14 protein-coding genes are annotated in these 19597 nt (G+C 68.6%); 4 read left to right on the top strand and 10 right to left on the bottom strand.

Annotation, left to right across the window (positions count from 1 at the left end):
• Positions 1-15 precede the first annotated feature (15 nt).
• Positions 16-597 (top strand): TetR/AcrR family transcriptional regulator, encoded by a 582-nt coding sequence (locus ACZ5BM_RS12480; protein WP_498908372.1) that lies wholly within the window; start codon positions 16-18, stop codon positions 595-597.
• A 142-nt stretch (positions 598-739) separates the two neighbouring features.
• On the opposite strand, the gene ACZ5BM_RS12475 is transcribed toward ACZ5BM_RS12480, so the two are convergent.
• From ACZ5BM_RS12475 to ACZ5BM_RS12450, 6 genes are all read right to left on the bottom strand, one after another.
• Complete coding sequence (locus tag ACZ5BM_RS12475; RefSeq protein ID WP_498908370.1) at positions 740-1348, bottom strand: POTRA domain-containing protein; 609 nt, start codon at positions 1346-1348, stop codon at positions 740-742.
• 15 nt (positions 1349-1363) lie between these two features.
• Complete coding sequence (cynS, locus tag ACZ5BM_RS12470) at positions 1364-1813, bottom strand: cyanase (protein WP_498908369.1); 450 nt, start codon at positions 1811-1813, stop codon at positions 1364-1366.
• Positions 1814-1875: 62 nt separating this feature from the next.
• Positions 1876-2796 carry a precorrin-2 dehydrogenase/sirohydrochlorin ferrochelatase family protein gene (locus ACZ5BM_RS12465; RefSeq protein WP_498908367.1) on the bottom strand — a complete coding sequence of 307 codons (921 nt, stop codon included), beginning with the start codon at positions 2794-2796 and terminating at the stop codon, positions 1876-1878.
• Positions 2793-5456, bottom strand: a complete 2664-nt coding sequence (locus tag ACZ5BM_RS12460) for an AAA family ATPase (protein ID WP_498908365.1) — start codon at positions 5454-5456, stop codon at positions 2793-2795. Before ACZ5BM_RS12460 ends, ACZ5BM_RS12465 begins: the two co-directional genes overlap by 4 nt.
• The gene (locus ACZ5BM_RS12455; protein WP_498908364.1) at positions 5453-6586 is read right to left on the bottom strand and encodes a metallophosphoesterase family protein; all 1134 of its coding nucleotides are present in this window, start codon (positions 6584-6586) and stop codon (positions 5453-5455) included. Before ACZ5BM_RS12455 ends, ACZ5BM_RS12460 begins: the two co-directional genes overlap by 4 nt.
• A gap of 130 nt (positions 6587-6716) precedes the next feature.
• A complete protein-coding gene (locus ACZ5BM_RS12450) occupies positions 6717-7790 on the bottom strand; it encodes an A/G-specific adenine glycosylase (protein WP_498908362.1) in 1074 nt (357 codons plus the stop codon).
• Between ACZ5BM_RS12450 and ACZ5BM_RS12445 the strand changes: the two genes are divergently transcribed.
• From ACZ5BM_RS12445 to ACZ5BM_RS12435, 3 genes are all read left to right on the top strand, one after another.
• Positions 7789-8301: a DciA family protein gene (locus ACZ5BM_RS12445; protein WP_498908361.1), complete on the top strand. Its 513-nt coding sequence runs from the start codon at positions 7789-7791 to the stop codon at positions 8299-8301. The two genes, ACZ5BM_RS12450 and ACZ5BM_RS12445, sit on opposite strands and share 2 nt — an antisense overlap.
• Before the next feature lie 101 nt (positions 8302-8402).
• Entirely contained in the window at positions 8403-9014 is a 612-nt protein-coding gene (locus ACZ5BM_RS12440) for a thioredoxin domain-containing protein (protein WP_498908360.1), read from the top strand.
• A 31-nt stretch (positions 9015-9045) separates the two neighbouring features.
• A complete protein-coding gene (locus ACZ5BM_RS12435; protein WP_498908359.1) occupies positions 9046-13560 on the top strand; it encodes a coiled-coil domain-containing protein in 4515 nt (1504 codons plus the stop codon).
• Positions 13561-13575: 15 nt separating this feature from the next.
• Here the strand turns inward: ACZ5BM_RS12435 and mdoH are convergent, their stop codons facing one another.
• From mdoH to guaD, 4 genes are all read right to left on the bottom strand, one after another.
• Positions 13576-15921, bottom strand: a complete 2346-nt coding sequence (gene mdoH / locus ACZ5BM_RS12430; protein ID WP_498908357.1) for a glucans biosynthesis glucosyltransferase MdoH — start codon at positions 15919-15921, stop codon at positions 13576-13578.
• A 13-nt stretch (positions 15922-15934) separates the two neighbouring features.
• A complete protein-coding gene (locus tag ACZ5BM_RS12425) occupies positions 15935-17065 on the bottom strand; it encodes a polysaccharide biosynthesis/export family protein (RefSeq protein WP_498908356.1) in 1131 nt (376 codons plus the stop codon).
• Positions 17062-18084 (bottom strand): KpsE/RkpR family capsule polysaccharide export protein, encoded by a 1023-nt coding sequence (locus ACZ5BM_RS12420; protein WP_498908354.1) that lies wholly within the window; start codon positions 18082-18084, stop codon positions 17062-17064. Before ACZ5BM_RS12420 ends, ACZ5BM_RS12425 begins: the two co-directional genes overlap by 4 nt.
• Before the next feature lie 173 nt (positions 18085-18257).
• A complete protein-coding gene (guaD, locus tag ACZ5BM_RS12415; RefSeq protein WP_498908353.1) occupies positions 18258-19592 on the bottom strand; it encodes a guanine deaminase in 1335 nt (444 codons plus the stop codon).
• Positions 19593-19597: the final 5 nt, after the last annotated feature.

The raw sequence follows: 19597 nt of genomic DNA, 5'->3' as shown, positions 1-19597 counted from the left end.
TGATATAGATATGCCATGAGCAGACACAAGACCGCGTCCGATCCACGCCCCAGAGGCGATGCCGTGCGGCTGGCGGTGGTGGAGGCTGCGGAACGGCTGCTGCGTCAGGAGCGGCCCGAGTTCTCCATGCGCGACCTCGCCACGGAAGCCGGGGTGAGCTTCGCCACGCCGTTCAACCGGTTCGGCAGCAAGGCGGCGATCATGCGGGCCCTGTCGGAACAGCGGATCGACGCGATGGCAGCCCGGTTCCGGGCCGCGCCGCCGCCGGGCGACGCCGTCGCACGCGTGCTGGCGGCGACGGAGATCGCGACCGCGGTGATGCTGGAAGAGCCCGCGGTGAACCGGGCGGTGATGGGCTGGCTGGGCGCGCCGGGACCGGGCGGCGTGTGGACGCATTCGGCCGCGTTCTGGCGTCTGGCCCTGGCGGACGCGGACGGGCTGCGCGTCCCGGAACAGGCAATGCGGGAGCTTCCGCCGCTGCTGGCGTTCGGCTTTCGCGGGGTGCTGTCGTTCTGGACCGCGGGCGATCTGGCGGATGCGGAACTGGAACACCATGCGCGCGATATGGCGCGGGCGCTGCTGGCGGCTTACGGCTGAGTAAGCCAGAACAAGAGAAATGTTCTTTCTTGAAAGAAAGAACCAAAGAACTTTTGTCCGTTGGAGTATGGGCAAGATACCTCGCCGCACTCCAAACGGACAAAAGTCTTTTTGCTTCTTTTTCTACAGAAAAAGAAGCCCCTTAGTTGTCATCATCCTTCTCGGTAATCTTGAACACCAGATTAATGTGCTGCGCCTGGGCCGCATTGGTCCAGTCGGTGCTGATGCTGGAGCCGATATTGGCCTTCTTGTAGAGACCCTGGATCGCGGTCTGCGCGGCCTGGATCTTCTCGTTGGTGACGGTGTCGCCCGGCTTGATGTTGGCGGCGGCCAGGATGGCGGCGGTCGGGATCTTCTTGTTGCCGGTCACGCTCACCGTGTCGGCGGTGATGCCCACATGCACCACGGTCGGCGCGACCGGGGCCTTCTCGTCGATGATGTAGGTGAGCTGCGCCTTGTTGTGCAGAGACGTCATCTTCTGGGTAATGCCGGCGCCGACATTGTGCTTCTGGTAGACGGCGCCGACCGCGTTGGCGTCTTCCTGCAGCGCCGCGTGATCGACCTTGTCGCCGGCCTTGTACGGCAGGGCAGCCATCAGCTCGTCGGTCGGAACCTGGCTGTTGCCCTGGAAGGTGATCTTGGTCAGCGTGTAGCTGCCCGGCGCGGTCTGCGCCATCGCCGGCGCGGCGAGGCCGGCGGCCAGAAGAGCGGCGGCGCCGGCGCGCAGCGCGTTGGTGCGGGAAAGAGACATCGGTCGAACCTTCTTTCAGTATGAACGGTAGGGCAGGAACTTGCCGCTCATGGTGATCGCCACGCGGTCGCCGTTCGGGTCCGGCTCGCGCTGCAGATCCATGCGGAAATCGATGGCGCTCATGATGCCGTCGCCGAATTCCTCGTGGATCAACGCCTTGAAGGTGGTGCCGTAGACCGACACCAGCTCGTAGAAACGATAGATCAGCGGATCGGTCGGCACTGAACTCGGCAGCGATCCGCGAGAGGGCGGCTCCTGCAACAGCCTGATCTCGAACGGCTCCAGTTCGAGTTCCGCGCCGATCGCCTCCGCCGCCGCCTTCGGCAGCGTCATCTGGCCCAGAAGACCGGCGGTGACGAACTCCTTGCTGAGCTCGGGCGCCAGAGCGGCGAGCCCGGACCAGCTCAGATCGCGCTCGATCTTCAGGCGAACGATCTTCTCCGTGAGCTCGGCGCGCAGGCTCATGATCGGCATACCTCGAACGGGGAACGGAACGGCGGCGAGTTCAACCGCAGGACCGCGCGGCGTCAATCGCCGGACGCGTTCATTCGGGCGCAGGGAACGCGGCGCACGTCGAAATCGCCCCGCAGCAGGGAGTCCTCGCCCGGCGCAGGCGACAACCGCACCAGCTTGACACCGCGCGACGCAAGTTCGGTCATCACCGCCACGGCGTCGTCGCGCACCACCCGCCGGGCGGCGTCACGCCGGGCGAGTTCGAGAATGGCAGCACTTTCCCCTGCCCCATGCAGGATCACGTCGGCCTCGCCCAGCAGACGCAGGGCGCGCAGCGAAAGCAGGTCCGGCACGCCATCGCCGGTCTCGATCAGATGCACCACGCCGCGTTCCGGCAAGGCGCCGCCGGCTTCCGCCGCGTCCAGCGCCGCGCGATAGGCCGCCTCCGCCTCCGCCTCGCGCCCCTCCAGCATCAGGGAGGCAGGCAGCCCGGACAAGGCCTGCTCCAGCATGCGGCGACGTCGCAGGACATCCGGCAGGCGCGCCCGGGTCTCGGCCTGCAGGCGGTCGGCAAGTTCGGCGAGGCGGCCAAAAGCGGGCGGCACCAGGGTCTCGATGCGCGCACGCAGAAGACGCGCCAGAACCGGCGCCGCACCGCCGGAGGCGATCGCCACCTGCAAAGGCGGACGCGACACCACGGCCGGGGTGGAAAACCCGCACAAGGACGGCCGGTCCACCACGTTGAACGGGATGCCGCGCGCGCGGGCCTCTCGCGTCATCGCCAGCAGCGCCTCGTCCGGCGCTTCCGCACCGACGGCGATGCTGCATCCGTCCAGCATGACGGGCGCGAACCGCGACGCCTCGCGACGCAGCGTGGCGCCGCAGGCGGACAGCGTGGCGGCACGCCGCTCCGCCGCCTCGCCGTCGCCCAGCAGAAACGCGACCCGCCCGTCCAGATCCAGAAAGATCGGCAGAAGCGGCGGACGGCGCGTCACGATGCCGGCTCCAGCGTCAGGGCATGGCCGCCGAGACGCGCGGCGACATCGGGGCGGCAGGTCAGCACCAGAATCTGCAGACGCTGTGCGGCCTCGTGCAGAATGTCGAACATCCGGTCCATGCGATCGGCATCGGCGAAGGCGAGCGCATCGTCGAGCACCAGGAAGGACGGGTGATCGCCGGCGGCGAGCATGTCGGCGAAGGCCAGACGCGCCAGGATCGCCACCTGTTCGCGCGTTCCGTGCGACAAGCTGCCGAATTCCTCCGCATCCGCGCCCGCGCCGGGCCGGATCAGCCCGGACACGGCGAAACTGTCGTCGAGCGCCAGATCGGCGCCGGGAAACAAAGCGCGCAGATAGGGCGAGATGCGCCCCATCAACGGCGCCAGGAAGCGTTCGCGCGCCGCACGGTCCGCGTCGCGCAGCGTGTCGCGCAGAAGGGTCAGGATCGCGATCTCGCGCTGGTTGTCGGCCACGATGCGCGCGGCATCCTCGCCGCGCCGCGCCGCCTGTTCGATCTGCTCGTCGAGACCGGCGCCTTCCTCGGCCGCGATGCGTGCTTCCAGACGGGCGATGCGTTCGCGTTCCCGCGTTTGCGCATCGGCACGATTGCGATCGGCCTGTTCCAGACGAAGGATGCGCGCATCGGCCAGCGCCACCGTGCCCTCCGGTGCAGCGGCAAGCAGAGCGGATAAAGCCGTGCTGGCATCCCGATGCGTTCGATCGGCGTCATCGGCGCGCGCCGCCAGCGCGGCGTCGGCCTCGGCTTGTTCGGCCCCGTCCAAAGCAGCGGCGATGCGAATGCGCTCGTTGTCCGCGGTGCGAACACCGAGTTCCGCTTCCGCGAGCGCCGTGCGCGCCGCATCGCGGGCCGCTTCGGGCGCACGCTGGGCATCGCGCGCGTCGCGTTCCGCCACGGACGCCGCCCCTGCCTCGCTCTGCGCGCGCTGCAACGCGTCCAGCAGCGCGGTCTCATCCGGGATCGGCACGATGTCGTTCGCAGGACGCGCCGCCGCCTCGGCATCGCGCAAGGCGGCGAGTCCGTCCGTCCCGGCGGCATGAGCGAGTGCGCGTCTGGCATCCTCCCGTTCGACGAGCAGACGCGCGCGCTCCGCCGCCTGACGCTCGGCCTGTTCCAGATCGGCGCAACCCGCCGCATCGAGCGCCTGACGCAACATGCGTGCACTGTTCTGGGCTTTTTCGATCAGCGCGTCGCGGTCGCCTGCCGCCGGCACGATCTCCACCGAACCGACACCGTCGATCAGGAGCCGCGCAGGACCGTTCAGTTCGACACGCTGCGCCCCCGGCGCCAGCATCGTATCCGACACGCCTTGCCGTTCCAGCGTCGCCGGCACCTGCAACCGGATCGACACCACCGTCGCCTGCGCCAGAAGGGCGGCGCGATCGCCACGATCGGCCAGAGAAAGCTGGCGCAGAACGCCGATCGCCTTTTCGTCCGGTCTGCTCGCGGCGATGCGCGCGGACAAGGCGGCGATGCGGTCGGTCTCGGCTTCGGCGGCACGGAGACGGTCCTGCAAAATCGCGTGCCGGGCACGCCGTGCGGCATCGTCGCGCTGCGTGCGCAGGCGTTCCACCGTGCGTGCAGCCGCGTCGGCGCGCTGCTGGGCCTGGGTGTGCGCGGCACGACCGGCCTCGAACGCGGCGCCGGCCTCGGCGAGACGCCGACGGGCTTCGGTTTCCATCTCCCGCAGCAGCAACAAGGACCGTTCGTTCTTGTCGCGCTCGGTGCGCAAAGCGTCGCGACGGGCGATCTCGTCCAGCGCCTGCTTGCGCTGCTCGGCCGCCAGTTCGACCGCGCCGGTCGCCTGTTTGACGCGGTCGCGCTGGCCCAGAAGCGCGTCGCGCTGGCGCCGCGCCTCGGCCAGAGCGGCACGCCCTTCCGTTTCCAGGCGCGGATCGCTCGCCTGCGCCAAAGCGCGACGTGCCGCCTCCAGCTCCGACAGGTCGTTCTCCAACGCCCGCCTGCGCACGGCCAGAGCCTCGCCGGTCCTGGCGGCATCCTCCACCTCGGCGATGGCGGCCTTGTAGCGGTCGCGCGGGCGGCCGTGCCCGTCGAGACGTTCGGCCAGCTGCGCCAGAACCGGCTTCAACAAACGCGCGATCGCCACGCCGCCGCTGACGGCGCCGAGTTCGGCATCGAGACAGGCGGACAGGGTGGCGCGGGCGCCCTCGCCCAGTTCGGCCTGGGCGAAACTCTGGCCCTGATCCACCAGAAGCGCGTCCCAGATCGACGCCGTCTGCCGCGCCGCGTTGCGCGCGCCGCTCCTGGCTGCGGACACGCCGAGAAGACCGGCCAGCCGTTCCTCCGCCGCATCCGCCTCGAACACGGTGCCGTTCGACACGAAACGCGCCTGCGGACGCGACAGGAACCGCTTCTCGATGCTGTGCGAAACGCCGCCATGCTCGAAGGCGAGCGACACGCTGGGCGCGGTGCTGCCGAGGCGCGGCTGATAGGAGCGGATGGATTCGGTGCGCGAAGTGTGCCGCTCGAACAACACCGCGCGGATCGCCGCCAGCAGGGTCGATTTTCCGAACTCGTTGGGCGCGCACAGGACGTTGAGGCCGTTCCCGATCCCGTCCAGACGCATCGGCCGGTCGAAGCGCCGGAACTGATCGACCGAGAGCGAACGCAGCCTCATGCGCCGGTTTCCTGTCGCGCCAGAAGCAACAGACGTTGCAGCGCGGCGGCGGCGATCCGGTCCGCGCCGGAAGCGCGACCGTGCAGCGCCTCGGCCGCATCGCGCAGGGCGCCGGTGCCGAGCACGGTCAGATCGGTGCCGCCGAGGCTCGGTTCCAGGGCGTCGTCGTCGATGCGGAGCGCACGCAGCGCGCTGCCGACGCCGTCGCGGATGCGCTGCTCGAACCGGAGCTGATCCTCGGCCGACAGCGCGCCGGACACGCGCAGCCAGACCAGAACGTCGCCCGGATCGGCCCCGGCCAGATCGCGCAGGCGGTGTTCCAGCGCATCGATCTCGTCGGCGGAGAACAGGGTCGCGGTCTCGCGATGCCAGTGGAAGCGGCCGACGCGATGCCGGGAGACCACGGGCTCCGCGCCGCCCCCCGCCTCGACCAGCAGCACCGACCCGCCGCCATCGCCGCCGCGATCGAAGCCGTCGGTTTCCGGCGTGCCGCTGTACCAGCTTCGCGCACCGGCCTGGACGGCGCCGTGCCAGTCGCCCAGCGCCAGATAATCGAGGCCGCTGCGCGTGGCGCGGTCCGCGGCGATGCGGTTGGCGCCGTCCTCGGGATCGGAGCCGAAACCGCGTGCGGAGCCATGGGCGAGACCGATGCGCAGCGCGCCGTCCGGGGTCGGCATCGCGTCCAGAACCGCAGTGGGATCGCCGAGCGCATGACGCCGGTCGAGCACAGCGGGAAGCAGCCAGGCCTCACGGCCGGCCGGGTCGGTGCCGAGCAAAGCGGGTTCCGGGGTGGTGTGCAGGTGGATGTTGGCGGGCAGGCCGTGACGGCGCTGCCGGTCCCACAGCCCGCCGGGCAGATGCGGGTCGTGGTTGCCGGGGATCAGGTGCCACTGGATGTCGCCGAACGGGCGCATGCATTCGATCGGCTGGCGCAGCGTGCGTTCGGCGGGCTGGGCCATGTCCCAGACATCGCCCGCCACCAGCACGACGGACACCGCCTGCTCGCGGGCAAGACGGCCGATACGCCGGATCGCTTCGAGCCGCTGCTCCTGCAGAACGCCGAGCGTCTCGTCATCGGCGAAGCGGAACCCCTTGCCGATCTGCCAATCCGAAGTGTGAAGGAAGCGCATGCGTCACCCTACCCCCAACGGACGGGGATGAAAGGGCCCCGACTCTTATCCACAGAATCCGTGGATCGAGTCGGGGGCTTCCATGTGGGCGAAACCGGGATATCGCGGTCCCGACACGGTTTCCGGAGATTCAGTCCCCGCCGCCGGCTGCGATCGCCTTGCGCATCAGGGTCGGCAACGGCTCGGCATCGAGCGCGTCCGGGGCGCGGAGGAAGCGGTTTTCCAGCGCCTCGGCCGGGATGCGGTCGCAACGCGCGGACCAGACGGCGAGGCTGAGGCCGAAATGGGTGAAGACGTGGCGGACGCTGCCGGCGGGGCGCCAGTCGGCCAGGACAGGAGCATGGTCGAGCGCGTCGGCCTCGCTCCAGGGTTCGGGGCGCCAGGGGGTGCCGGGCAGTTCGGACATGCCGCCGAGCAGGCCGCGCGGCGGGCGGGTCTGGAGCAGCAGCCGGCCCGTATTATCATGCACGATGAAACTTATTCCGTGCCGCTCCGGCCGTTCCTTCTTCGCCGCCTTCACCGGCAGGCGCTCGGGCGCCCCGGTCCGTCGGCCGAGACAGGGCTCGCGCCAGGGGCAGAGGGTGCAGGCCGGATTGCGCGGGGTGCAGATCGTGGCGCCGAGATCGAACAGGGCCTGGGCGAAATCGGAGGGGCGCGCCTGCGCCAGCGCGTCGGTCCCGAGGGCTGCGGCGGCGCGGGCGAGAGCCGGGCGGGCGGCGGGCAAAGGCGCCTCGATCGCGAACAGGCGGGCGCAGACGCGCTCCACATTGCCGTCCACCGGCACGGCGGGGATGCCGAAGGCGATGGCGGCGATGGCGGGGGCGGTATAGGCGCCGATTCCGGGCAGGGCGCGCAGCGCGTCGATGGTGCGGGGAAAGCCGCCCAGAGCCGCCACCGCCTTGGCGCAGGCATGCAGGTTTCGGGCGCGGGCGTAGTAGCCGAGTCCGGCCCAGGCACTCATCACCTGCTCGGAGGGCGCTTCGGCCAAAGCCTCGACGGTCGGGAACAGGTCGAGAAAGCGCCGGAAATACGGACCCACCGCCGCCACGGTGGTTTGTTGCAGCATGATCTCGCTGAGCCAGACATGGTAGGGATCGGGCAGCACGCCGGTCTCGGCGCGCCAGGGCAGCTGGCGGCGATGCCGGTCGTACCATCGCAGCAGATCGGCGGCGGCGGGCGCTGCAACGGGAGGTTCGGACGGCATGGCGGGGTCTATGGGCAAGGATGGTCGCGGCAGCAAGCGGGCGCCGGCACAGGCGGACACGCCGCCCGCGCCCGTGCGCAGCCCGTACGGCCCGCGCATGCTGGGCGCCCTGCTGCCGGCGATCACCCGCCCAGCCTTCAAGACGCGCTCGCCTGCCGCGACGCAGCTCATGACCGACTGGCCTGCCCTGGTCGGACCGGCCCTGGCCGCGCGCATCCATCCCAAGCGGCTGAGCGGGGGCACCTTGTTCCTGAGCGCCTCCGGCCCGACCGCGCTGGAATTGCAGCATCAGGCGGCGCAGCTGATCGCCCGGATCAATATCGGCCTCGGGCGGCAGGTGGTGGAGCGGCTGCGCTTCACCCAGGACGGGCTGCCCGCGCCGGGCGTGACGGATTCGCCCCTGGCGCCGGTTCCGGCGCCGGTGCCCGTTGCGGGCGTGGACGGCGCGCTGGGCGAAGCGCTGGCACGGCTGGGGGGACGGATCGCCGCCAAGGGCGGATCGGACGGCTAGAACGTTGCAATCGGGTCATGTCGGCGCGCCCCTGCTTGACGCAACGGGGCTTTGACGGTCTTGCTCCCCCGGAACCCCTGCCTGCCGGAGCCAGTTCGCCGATGAGCCTTTCCCGACGCGCCCTGCTGATCGCCGCTCCCGGCCTGGCCCTTGCGAGCCGGAGCGCGTTCGCCGATGCGCCGAGCGATCCGCTGCTGGGCGAGCGGGCGATCGGGAATCCGAACGCCAAGCTCATCGTGCAGGAATGGTATTCCCTGACCTGCACCCATTGCGCCCGCTTCTCGCAGGTCGTGTTTCCCGAGGTGAAGGCGAAGCTGATCGACACCGGCCGGATCCGATACGTGTTCCAGGACTACCCGCTCGACCAGGTGGCGTTGATGGCCGCCATGGTGGCGCGCGCGCTGCCGACGGAGCGCTACGTTCCGTTCGTGGAGTCGCTGCTGGCGAGCCAGGATCGCTGGGCCTTCGCCCAGGGCGTGGACCCCAAGGCCGAGCTGCAGAAGATGGCGGCGCTGGCCGGCATGTCCGCCGAGACCTTCCAGCACACGGTCGACGATCAGGCGTTGAGCAAGGCGATCATCGCCAAGCAGGATGCGGCGTCGAAGAAGTACGGCATCGATTCCACCCCGTCCTTCATCTTCGGCACCACCCTGTTCTCCGGCGAGATGGATTACGACACCTTCGCGCAGAAGGTTTCCGCCGCCGGGGGCTGATCCCGCCGCCCTTTCCGAACGCGCGCCGTCCATGCCCGTCACGTTCGCCCGGCTGCGTATCGCCGGTTTCAAGAGCTTCGCCGAACCGGTCTCCGTGGAGATCCTGCCCGGCCTGACGGGGATCGTCGGGCCGAACGGGTGCGGCAAATCCAACGTGGTGGAAGCGCTGCGCTGGTGCATGGGCGAAAGCTCGGCCCGGTCGCTGCGCGGCGGCGAGATGGACGACCTGATCTTCGCCGGAACGGCGGGCCGGCCCGCACGCAATCTGGCCGAGGTCGTCCTGACGCTGGAGGACGCGGCCGGCCTCGCCCCGCCGCCTCTGCACGATCAGGCCGAGTTGCAGATCGGCCGTCGCACCGAGCGCGGTTCCGGCAGCGCCTACCGGATCAACGGGCGCGAGGCGCGGGCGCGCGACGTGCAGACCTTGTTCGCCGATCTGGCCAGCGGCGCGCGCTCCTCCGCCATGGTCAGCCAGGGCCGCGTGGCGGCGATCGTCGGCGCGCGCCCGGAAGAACGGCGCTCGGTGCTGGAAGAAGCCGCCGGCATCACCGGTCTGCATGCGCGCCGGCACGAGGCCGAACTCAAGCTGCGCGCCACCGAGGCGAACCTCGCCCGCGCCGAGGATCTGCGCCTCCAGCTGGAAACGCAGACCAGATCCCTGTCCGGCCAGGCGGAACAGGCGGCGCGGTATCGGACGGTGGCGGAAGAGCTGCGCGCCAGGGAAACCGCTCTGCTGGCGGTGCTGCATGCGCGCGCCAACCGTGCCGTGCAGCTCACCGGTGCGGCCCGGATCGAGGCCGAGCGCCAGCGCGTCGCGGCGGAAGGGGCGCTGGAAGCGGCGATCGCCGCCGAGCAGCACGCCGCCGCCGCCCTGGCGCATCCGCGCGAAGAAGAAGCGCTGGCCCGCACCCTGCTGGAACGACGCCGGATCGAGGCGGAAGGTGCCGCGCGCGAAGGCGAGCGCGCCTTGCAGGAATCCGAGGCCGCCGACCGCCGCATGGCGCAGGCGCGCGAGGATTGCGAAGCCGCCGAAGCGCGCCAGGCCGATGCCGAGCGCGAGGTGGAGCGGCTCGGGGGCGAACACGCGGCGCTGGCGGACTCGCGGAACACCATGCCGGCGCGTCTGGCGGAAGCGGAAGGGCGCGGCCTGGAGGCGCGGGCGGCGATCGAGACGGCCGCCGCCGCGCATAGACGCAACGAGGAGAATGCTGCGTCGGCCAGAACGCGCGCGGCGGAGCACCGACGCGACGCGGAGGCCGCGACGAGCCGTTCGGCACGTGCCGACGCGCTGCTGGCGGAGATCGGTGCCGAGCTGGACGAGGTGCGGGCGAACGCGCCGGACGGAAACGCGCTGTCGCTGCTGGAACAGGCGCTTTCCGACGCGCAGCAGGCCGCGCGTGACGCGGAAACGGCGCTGGATGCGGCCATCGCTGCACGGGCCGAGGTGTCGAGGCTGGCGGATGCAGCGCGTCTGGCGGCCGAGGACGCCTCGCGACGCCATGCGGCGGCGCTGGATGCGGAAAAGGACGCCGCCGCGCGCGCCGAACGGCTGGGGCGCGAGCAGGCGACGCTGCGGACCCGTCTGGCGGAGGCGGAAAGCAGGCTGGTGCCGGCGGAACGGCGCGAAACGGCCGACGCAGCGGTGAAGGACGCGGAAACCGCGCTGGCCGAGGCGGTTCGGACGCTGGACGAGGCGGAACGGGCGCGCAGGACCGCCGCCGCCGCGCGCCTGGAGGCGGAGGGTCGCAGCCGGGACGGCGCCCGCGCGCGCGCCCAGGCGGAAGCGGAGCGGAACCGCACGGCGTCGGCGCTGGACCGGGCGCGAAACGAGCACGTCCAGGCCAGGCGCGACCACGAAGCCGCGCTGGCGGCGGCGCTGCCGGACGGCGTTTTGGCGGGCGCTGTGGACGCGCGGCGGAAGGCCGAGGCCGCTTCGTCCGCGGTGAATGCCGCGCTGGAGGCGGCGGAGGCGGACTACAACGCGGCGCAGACGGAGCACACTGCCCAGGGCGAGGCGCTGTCGGCGTTGCGCGACCGATCCGCGCGTCTGGCCGCCGAGGCGGACGGTCTGGCGCAGGCGCTCGCGGCCGGGGCCGATGCGGGATCGCGGCCCTGGGCGCCTTTGAGCGAGTTGCTGGAGGTGCCGTCCGGGCTGGAACTGGCGGTGGCCGCGGTTCTGGCGGACGGGCTCGATGCGGGCTGCGTGCCGGACGCGCCGCAAAGCTGGCAGGCGATGTTGCCCCTGCCCGCCCGCGCCCTGCCGGGCTCGGCCCAGCCTTTGTCGGCGCTGATCGACGCGCCTGCACCGCTATGCCGTGCGCTGGACCGTGCCGGGTTGCTGCCGGAGGATGCGGACGGGAACGCCCTGCACGAGGCGTTGCAGCCCGGCGAATGCCTGGTGACGCGCGCCGGGGCGCTTTGGCGCTGGGACGGGTTCAGGATCGAGGCCGGCCAGCCGAGCGCGGCCTCGATCCGGTTGCAGCAGCGGGCGCGCCATCGCGACACGCTGGCGGCGCTGGCGGAGGCCGATGCGGCGCTGCCGCCTGCCGTCGCCGCGCTGGAAGAGATTGCGCGCCGGCGCGGCGCGCTGAGCGAAACGCTGCAAACGCTCCGCCGGGAGCGTGGCGTGGCGGAGCAGGCGCTGAACGCGGCGCGGCAGCACGAGAACCGGCTGTCCTTGCAGGACGCGCAGAACCGCGCCCGGCTCGAGGCGACGGAGCCGCGACGCAGCCGTGCGGATGCGGCGCTCGCCGAGGCCGAGGCGGCGCGGACGGCGGCGGGCACCGCTCTGGACGCCCTGCCCGCGCAGCAGGCTCTGGCGACGGCGGCCACGGACGCCGCGCGTGCGGATGCGTCGGCGCAGGAGCGGGAAAACGCGGCACGCCGAACACGGGCGGCGGCGGATACGGCGTTGCAGGCGGCGCGCGCCACCGTGGCGTCCCTGGCGGCGCAGCACAGCACGCACGAGACCGCGCGGGGCTCGCTCCTGCCGGCGCTGGAGCGGTTGCGCGAGGAAGGCGCGGCGGCGGACGCGGCTCTGGTCGCGGCGCGCGCAGCGCTGGGCACGCTGGCGCCGGACGCGGCGCGGGACGCGGCGAGCGAGGCGGAGGCGCGGGCAAAAGCGGCGTCCGACGCGGAGCAGGATGCGAGAAACGCGCGCGAAGCGGCCCGGGCGGAACTGGCGTCCCGGATCACGGAGCGTGACCGGATCGCTGCCCTGGGTCGCGAGGCCGAAACGCGGATCGCGGCTTTGTCGGCACGTCGCGCGGCGGCGGAAGCGGAACACAAGGCGGCGGCCGATGCGGTCGCGCTGCTCGAACGGGCGATGGCGGCACTGCCGGATGTGGAGGCTGCCGTCGAAGCGGCGGCGCTGTCGGATCTGGCCTTGCTGGAGGCGCGCGAGGGGGAGCGGGCGGCCACGGAAGCGCGCAGTGCGCTGCTGAGCGAGGCCGCGTCGCTGGAAGCGCGCGATGCGCCGCTGCGGGCGGCGATCGTGGACTGGACACGGCGTCTGGAGGCGGCGCGGACCGAGGCGGAGGACGCCGGGGCACGCCTGCTGGCGGCGCGGGAGGACGCGCAGACGCGCAGGCTCGATCCCGAAGGCGAGATGGCGCGGCGCAGTGCGATCGAAGCGGCATTGTCCGGCGCGGAGGCGCAGCATGGGCGCGCCGTCGAGCGGCTCCAGGCTGCGGAAACGGCGGCGGCCGAGGCCGCGTCGCGGCGCCGGGATGCGGACGCGGCCTCGACCGCCGCGCGCGAAGCGTTGCTGCGGGCGGAAGGGCGCGCGGAACAGGCGGCGGAGATCCTGGCCCGCCTTCTGGCCGACACGCCGGAACCGCCGACGGAGATACCGGCCGATCTGACCGAGAACGCCGAAACCTCCCTGCGCCGGCGCATCGCAGCGCTGGTGCGCGAACGGGACGCGATGGGGCCGGTGAATCTGCGCGCCGATCTGGAGCTGAACGAGGCGACGGCGCGCATGGAAACGATCGTGCGCGAGCGGGAAGAGATCGAAACCGCGATCGCCCGTCTGCGTGGCCAGATCGGCCAGCTGAACCGCGAAGGGCGCGAGCGTCTCCTGGCGGTGTTCGAGCAGGTGGACCGGCATTTCCAGTCCCTGTTCGCGCGCATGTTCAACGGCGGACGCGCGCATCTGGGCATGGTGGGATCGGACGATCCGCTGGAGGCGGGTCTGGAGATCTACGCGCAGCCGCCGGGCAAGAAGCTGGCGACGTTGTCGCTGCTGTCAGGTGGCGAACAGGCGTTGACCGCGCTGTCGCTGGTGTTCGCGGTGTTCCGCTGCAACCCGGCGCCGATCTGCGTGCTGGACGAGGTGGATGCGCCGCTCGACGACGCCAATGTGGGGCGGTTCTGCTCCCTGCTCGGCGACATGGTGCGCGAGGCCGGCACGCGCTTCCTGGTGGTGACGCACCATCAGCTGACCATGGCGCACATGGACCGGCTCTACGGCGTGACCATGCAGGAGCGCGGGGTGAGCCGGGTGTTGTCGGTGGATCTGGCGGCGGCGGCGGCGATGGTGGGGTGATCGAGTCGCCGCAGGTCAGGCGACCATGGACTGGAGGTAAGGCTCCGTTCCGGCGTGATCCCGCATCGCCGCCTGTTCATGCAAACAATCGAAGCAGTCCCGCTCTCCGATGGCGAGCAGGATTTCGCGTCGGCTCAACGGAACACCCGATCGGATCTTGGGCAGCAGCCACGCGGAAACGATCGGGCGGAAGCGGGTCGATGCACGATGGGCGAGATAGAAAGCGGGACTTTTCAGAGCGTGCTGGACAGCCTGGCCGGGCGTTTCCGCGTTGGGAAGGGCTCGCTTCATGCGCTCGTGCCACTGCTCCAGGTCGCGAATTACTTGCGGCGTTTCGACTTCTTCGGGAGTGAGAAACAAGCTGCGCCGCCGCAGCGACGGGAACGTGCGGCTGGTGAACCGGGCGATGAGCGGCGAGAACGCGAAGCCGGACGCGATCGGGAAATACCAAAGCAGCAGGTCGCTCGGTTTCACCCAGCCGCCTGTGGCGGTCAGGATCAAGCCGGCTTTGGCACTGGCAATATGCGAAACGCCCCAGAGCATGCCGATCCAGCAGATGATCCCGAGCGAGGCGAGCCAACCGAACCCTTTCAGGCACTCGCGCCATGGCAATGGAGCATCGTCGCGCTGTTGCGTGCCCCAACTGATGCTTTTTCGCTTGGACCACAGCCAGATGAAGCGGGTGATGAAGGCCATCATGATCGGTGCGAAGAAGAACGAGAACACCGTCTCGATCAGCACCGACCAAAGCAGCTTGTCCTTGCCACCATAGAGCCTGGCGCGATCGGACCTTAGATTGATGGAGACTGCCAGCACGCGCGGCATGAAGAGGAACACCATGGATGAGGCGAGCAGCATCGCCATCGGCAATTGCAACTGCCTGAGACCGCCAATCGAGACATGCGCCTCGTGCAGGAAATTCACCAGTCCAAACGCCGAGACCATGAGGAAGACGGCCCAGAGCGGTGCCGAGACATAGCTCATCGAACCGCTGATCAGTGTTTCACGGTGGATCGGTTTGAGACCACGCAGAAGCACGAAGCGAATATGCTGAAGGTTGCCCTGCATCCAGCGACGTTCCCGCGCGAGGAAGCCCATCAGATTAGCCGGAACTTCTTCGTATGATCCTTGCAGGGAAGGAATGAACCACACCTCCTGTCCGGCGCGTGCCATCAGAGCGGATTCGAGAATATCGTGACTGAGCGGTTTACCGCCCCAGGGTTTCGAGCCGGACAGCTCGGGCAGCATGCAGTGTTCGGTGAAGCTCTGCACACGCAGGATCGCATTGTGGCCGATATAGCTGGCCTGTCCCATATAGATCGCCTGCAGCCCGTAGGAGAACACCGAACCGTAGAGCCGTCCTGCGAACTGCTGCATACGCCCGAACAGGCTTTCACGCAGGATCGGCTTCGGGTTGGTTTGCAGAATGCCGATGCGATCGTTGCCTTCCATCATCTTGACGAGCGAGATGATGCTTTCGCCGTCCATGAGACTGTCGGCATCCATCACGACCATGTAGCGATAGTTCTGCCCCCAGCGGCGGCAGAAGTCGGCGACGTTGCCCATCTTCGAGTTCGAATTGGAGGCGCGATGACGGTAATAGACACGGGCATCCGGCAAAGCGCGGCGCAACTCATGCACCGCCGCTTGTTCAGTGATCCAGTGTTCGGTGGCACGGCTGTCGGACAGCAGCAAGAGGTCGAAGCGCCCGGCGAGATCCGGCCTGTGGGCGGCAATGGACCGCCACGTCGCGGCCATACCGGCCGAAACACGGGCTGAGTCCTCGTGATAGACCGGGAACAGGATCGCGCAGCGCATGTCTTCGTCCGGCTCCGCAGACCGATGCACGGGATGAAACGGATTACGCTCCGGGCCGCGCACCATGTGCCAGGTGCCGAGCATCAGCTTGAAGAAGTTCGACGTCATGAAGAACGTCATCAGGCCGTAGACGATGAGATACAGACGCATCGAAGCAAGCGGCATGTTCTGCGCTTGTAACGCGGAATGCGACAACAACAGGATGCCGATTGTCGATGCGCTGGCCAGAAACAGCGTCACGCGCTGGCGGTGATTGACTGCCTTTTCCCAGCCCAGCTTTTCGGCGGAATCACAAACGATTCCGTGGATTTCGCGCACGTTGCCGCGGCGACTTACCGTCATTGGCGGAGGCAGGACCTGAAGACGCCGAGGTGGAGGTTGCAGCCCCTCACCCGGATGCGCGTCGAGCCACACACGAAGCTCGGCCCAGCTCCGCACTCTCGCGCCGACTCGATTAGCAAGCGCGAGATAGTTCCCAAGGCCAGTAGTCATACCCACACGATCCAAATGGATGGATCCCGCTCCGGCATGGATGCCGGACACGAGACGAACGACATTACTTCGCCAGCAGAGCCGGCATTGCAAAGCCGTAGAGCATGGAGACGACCTTGCTGATCGCAACGGTCGGTGCATCGGATACGTAGATCAGATCGCCATCATGCATAGGAAACCGTCGCGCCGCGATGAGACCAGCGCCGGTCTGCATCGGAAACCGATACAGCACCGGTGTGGCTTGCTTCTGATCGCGAAGCACGAACAAAGCGCGCGAGTCGGCGGTGTTGTCGTTAAGACCGTTGGCGCTGGCCAGTGCATCGGTCAGCGTGGAGCCCTCGGCGAAGTCGTAGGTACCAACCTTCGCTGCGCCACCGCCCAGCAATGCAACCTTCACCGGCGCCGCATCGTCGACCACCAGCGTATCGCCGGGCTGGAGCGGAATGGTGGAGCGCAAAGCCAACGGCGTGGGGAGAGTGGCGACCTGCTGACCCCGGCGCAGAATTTCCACATGCGACGCGGCAACGCCGCGTTCGCGGCTCGAACCGCCGACAAGCGCAGCGGCACCACTGCCAGACGCTTGCGTCAACGCATCAGCGAGGCTCAGTCCGTTCGGCGTCCAGGCCACACGCTTGGGATCACCGACGGCACCGGTGACAAGGATATCTCGCGTGGGCGACTGGACCACTTCCAGCGAAACGGAAGGGCCGACCATGGTGTGCAGACCATTGTAGGCGGCGCTGAGCTGCTTTTCGGCCGCATCCGGCGTCAAACCAGCCAGCACTCTTGTGCCGATATAGGGCAGCGATACCCGGCCATTCTGATCGAGAGTGACGGTGCCCAGATCCTGGCGGGTCGGCGCCGAAGGCAGCACATTTGAACCAGCCCCGGTGGCGGGTACGGCATAGAGCCATAGCGAAACGGCCAGCTTGTCACCGACAGCGAGCGTGTTGCCATTGGCTCTGCCAGGCACTGTTGCCGCTTGTCGCGCAGAAGCGAGACGCGCGGCACGCATGCTTGCTTCGGACGACGCGAGGGTGGCGGCGTAGATCGGCGTCACATCGACCACGGTGACGCCTGGCGTCTGGTCAACCGCTGCCACGCCTGGACCCGTCGACGGAAGAACGGCGCAACCGGCGGAGAACAGGAGCGGCGCCAAAGGCAGCGAGACACTGCGCAAGAAACGGCGGCTCACCGCAGCAGGCTCCAGGCGAGAAGGGAAACCACAAGCACGATCGCGATCCATTCGGCACGATGAGGCAACTCCGGCGTGCTGGGTGCACTCGGCGGACTGACGACACTGAGATAGTAGCGATTCTGCTGTGCGTTCAACTCGGCCTGCTGCGCGGCCAACGTCGCCTGCGTCAGCAGGGCGATGTCGTTGTCGCGTTTGATCGTCAGCTGCTCGTATTGCGCGGCGTCCTGCGCCAGGACCGGGAGAGTAGACAGCGCGCCATCGGCACGCGCGCGAACCGCCTTGATTGCCTTCTCCAGCGCCTGCGTGCCGGGATTGCCGGGAGTGGCCGCCTCGGTTGCGACGCGTTGCGCTTCCAGATCGACCGCCCGAGAGGTCAGAGAAGAATGAAGCTCCAGATCGGCGGCGTAGCGCTCCTTCGGATCGTAGACTCCTTGACGCGAGCGGAACGCGGCGATGGCGGACTCGTCGTCGGCGACAGCCTTCTGAAGTTGGCTCTTCCGCTCTTGCGAGTCGCGAATGCGATCTGCCTCCTGATCATCCGTCATCCGGTCCATATGGACCAGAGATTCGTGCATCAGGTTGGCCACCATCGCTTCGACGAATTGGGAGCTGTAACCATCGGCTTCGATGGTGACGATACCACTCTTCTCGTCGACATCTGCCCGTACCATACGCTGGTAGTATGACCACAGCGCTGTATCGCTAGTGCTGAAGCCGGACCAAAGTCCGCCGAAACGGTCGATGAAATCTGCGGATTCGTAATGCTTCTGAGCCTGCAGCCTGTCCGTAACGGTGCGGAACATTGACCAGGAGCCAATATGCGCTTTCAGCAGATATGATCCGTCATGAGACGAATCGCTACCGACACCGGACAACATCGACGTCAGTGACGTGTTGCCGGAACCCTTTGGACTCGTCACCAAAATCGAAGCGGTGGAACGATAGATCGGCGATGCAATGAATCCAAAATACCCGATCGAAACAAGATTCGGAATCACGAGCACCCAGAGAAACAACGGTCTCCGAAGAAGTGTAGAAATCGATCTTGCGGCCACCAACCTAAACGAACGCTGCGTTACTGTATCCGACATATTATACGAGCCAATGATCCTGAAAGCCTCGATATCGTTTCTAACATATCTTCGTTCTTGTGTCGTCAAGAAACAGGGAAGATAATTCGACTTCATCTCTACGACATTTGGAAAGGTTCCGCGCGGTTCCGGTCATAGACGCAGGCGCCGGCGACCCAGGTGGCGCGTACGGCGCGATCGTCGCCGAGAGTCATCAGGGCGAACAGCGTGTCCTCGATGTCGCCGTTCTGTTCGGTGCGGAAACGCAGCAGATCGGTCGCGCCGGGATCGAGCACGACGAGATCGGCTTCGAAGCCGGAGGCGATGCGGCCGATGCGGTCGTCGAGACGCAGGGCGCGGGCGCCGCCGAGCGTGGCCAGCCAGAAACCCTGGATCGCGCCGAGCGTGCCCCGGCCGACTGCCTGTGCCGTCTTGTAGGCTTCACCCAGGGTCGCGAGCTGGGACAGGCTTGTACCCGCGCCGATATCGGTTCCAAGGGCGACGTTGACGGGGCGGCGTCCGTCCCGGGCTTCGAACAGGCGGAACGCGCCCGAGCCGAGAAAGCGGTTCGAGGTCGGGCAGTGCGCCAGGGCGGCGCCCCGGCGATGGCAGGAACAGAAATCGGCTTCGTCGAGATGGATTCCGTGTCCGAGCACGGTGCGTTCACCGACCAGGCCGTAGCGGTCATAGACATCGAGATAGGACGCGCTGTCCGGAAAAAGCTGTTTCACCCATGCGATCTCGGCGTGGTTTTCCGAGAGATGGGTTTGCACGAACAGATCGTCGTCGCGCCGGAGCAGGTCGCCGGCGGCCTCGAGCTGTTCCGGCGAACACGATGCGGCGAAGCGCGGGGTGACGGCATAGCTCTGCCGGCCGCGCCGGTGCCAGCGACGGATCAGGGCGAGGCTGTCGTCGTGACCTGTGCGGGCCGTGTCGCGCAAGGCCGGAGGGGCGTTGCGGTCCATCAGCACCTTGCCTGCGATCATGCGGGTGTTGGAGCGCTCTGACTCGCGGAAGAACGCGTCCACCGATTGCGGGTGGACGCTGCAATAGACGCAGGCCGTGGTGGTGCCGTTGCGCAGCAACTCGCGCAGGAACAAACCCGCGACGCGCTCGGCATGGGTCTCGTCCGCGAAGCGGGCTTCGGCCGGGAACACGTAGCGTTCCAGCCATTCCAGCAACTGCTCGCCGGGGGCGGCGACCACGCCGAGCTGCGGGAAATGGACGTGCGCGTCGACGAAGCCGGCGGAGATGATCGCGTCGCCGTATTCGTGGAGCGGCGTGCCGGGCGGCAGGGTCTGCGCGAGTTCGGCGTAGGGGCCCACCGACTCGATATGACCGTCGCGGATCAGTACGAGCCCGTCGGGCTCGTACTGGAGGCATGCGGACGGCGGCTGCAGGAAGGGATCGTCGCGGAACCCGACGATCCGTCCGCGCAGCGCCGTGACGGTCACTGGTC

It is taken from the genome of Lichenicola sp. GTC18331 (genome assembly GCF_055386855.1).
The sequence above is the reverse complement of the archived record's forward strand: the minus strand, read 5'-3'. Positions and strand labels throughout refer to the sequence as shown.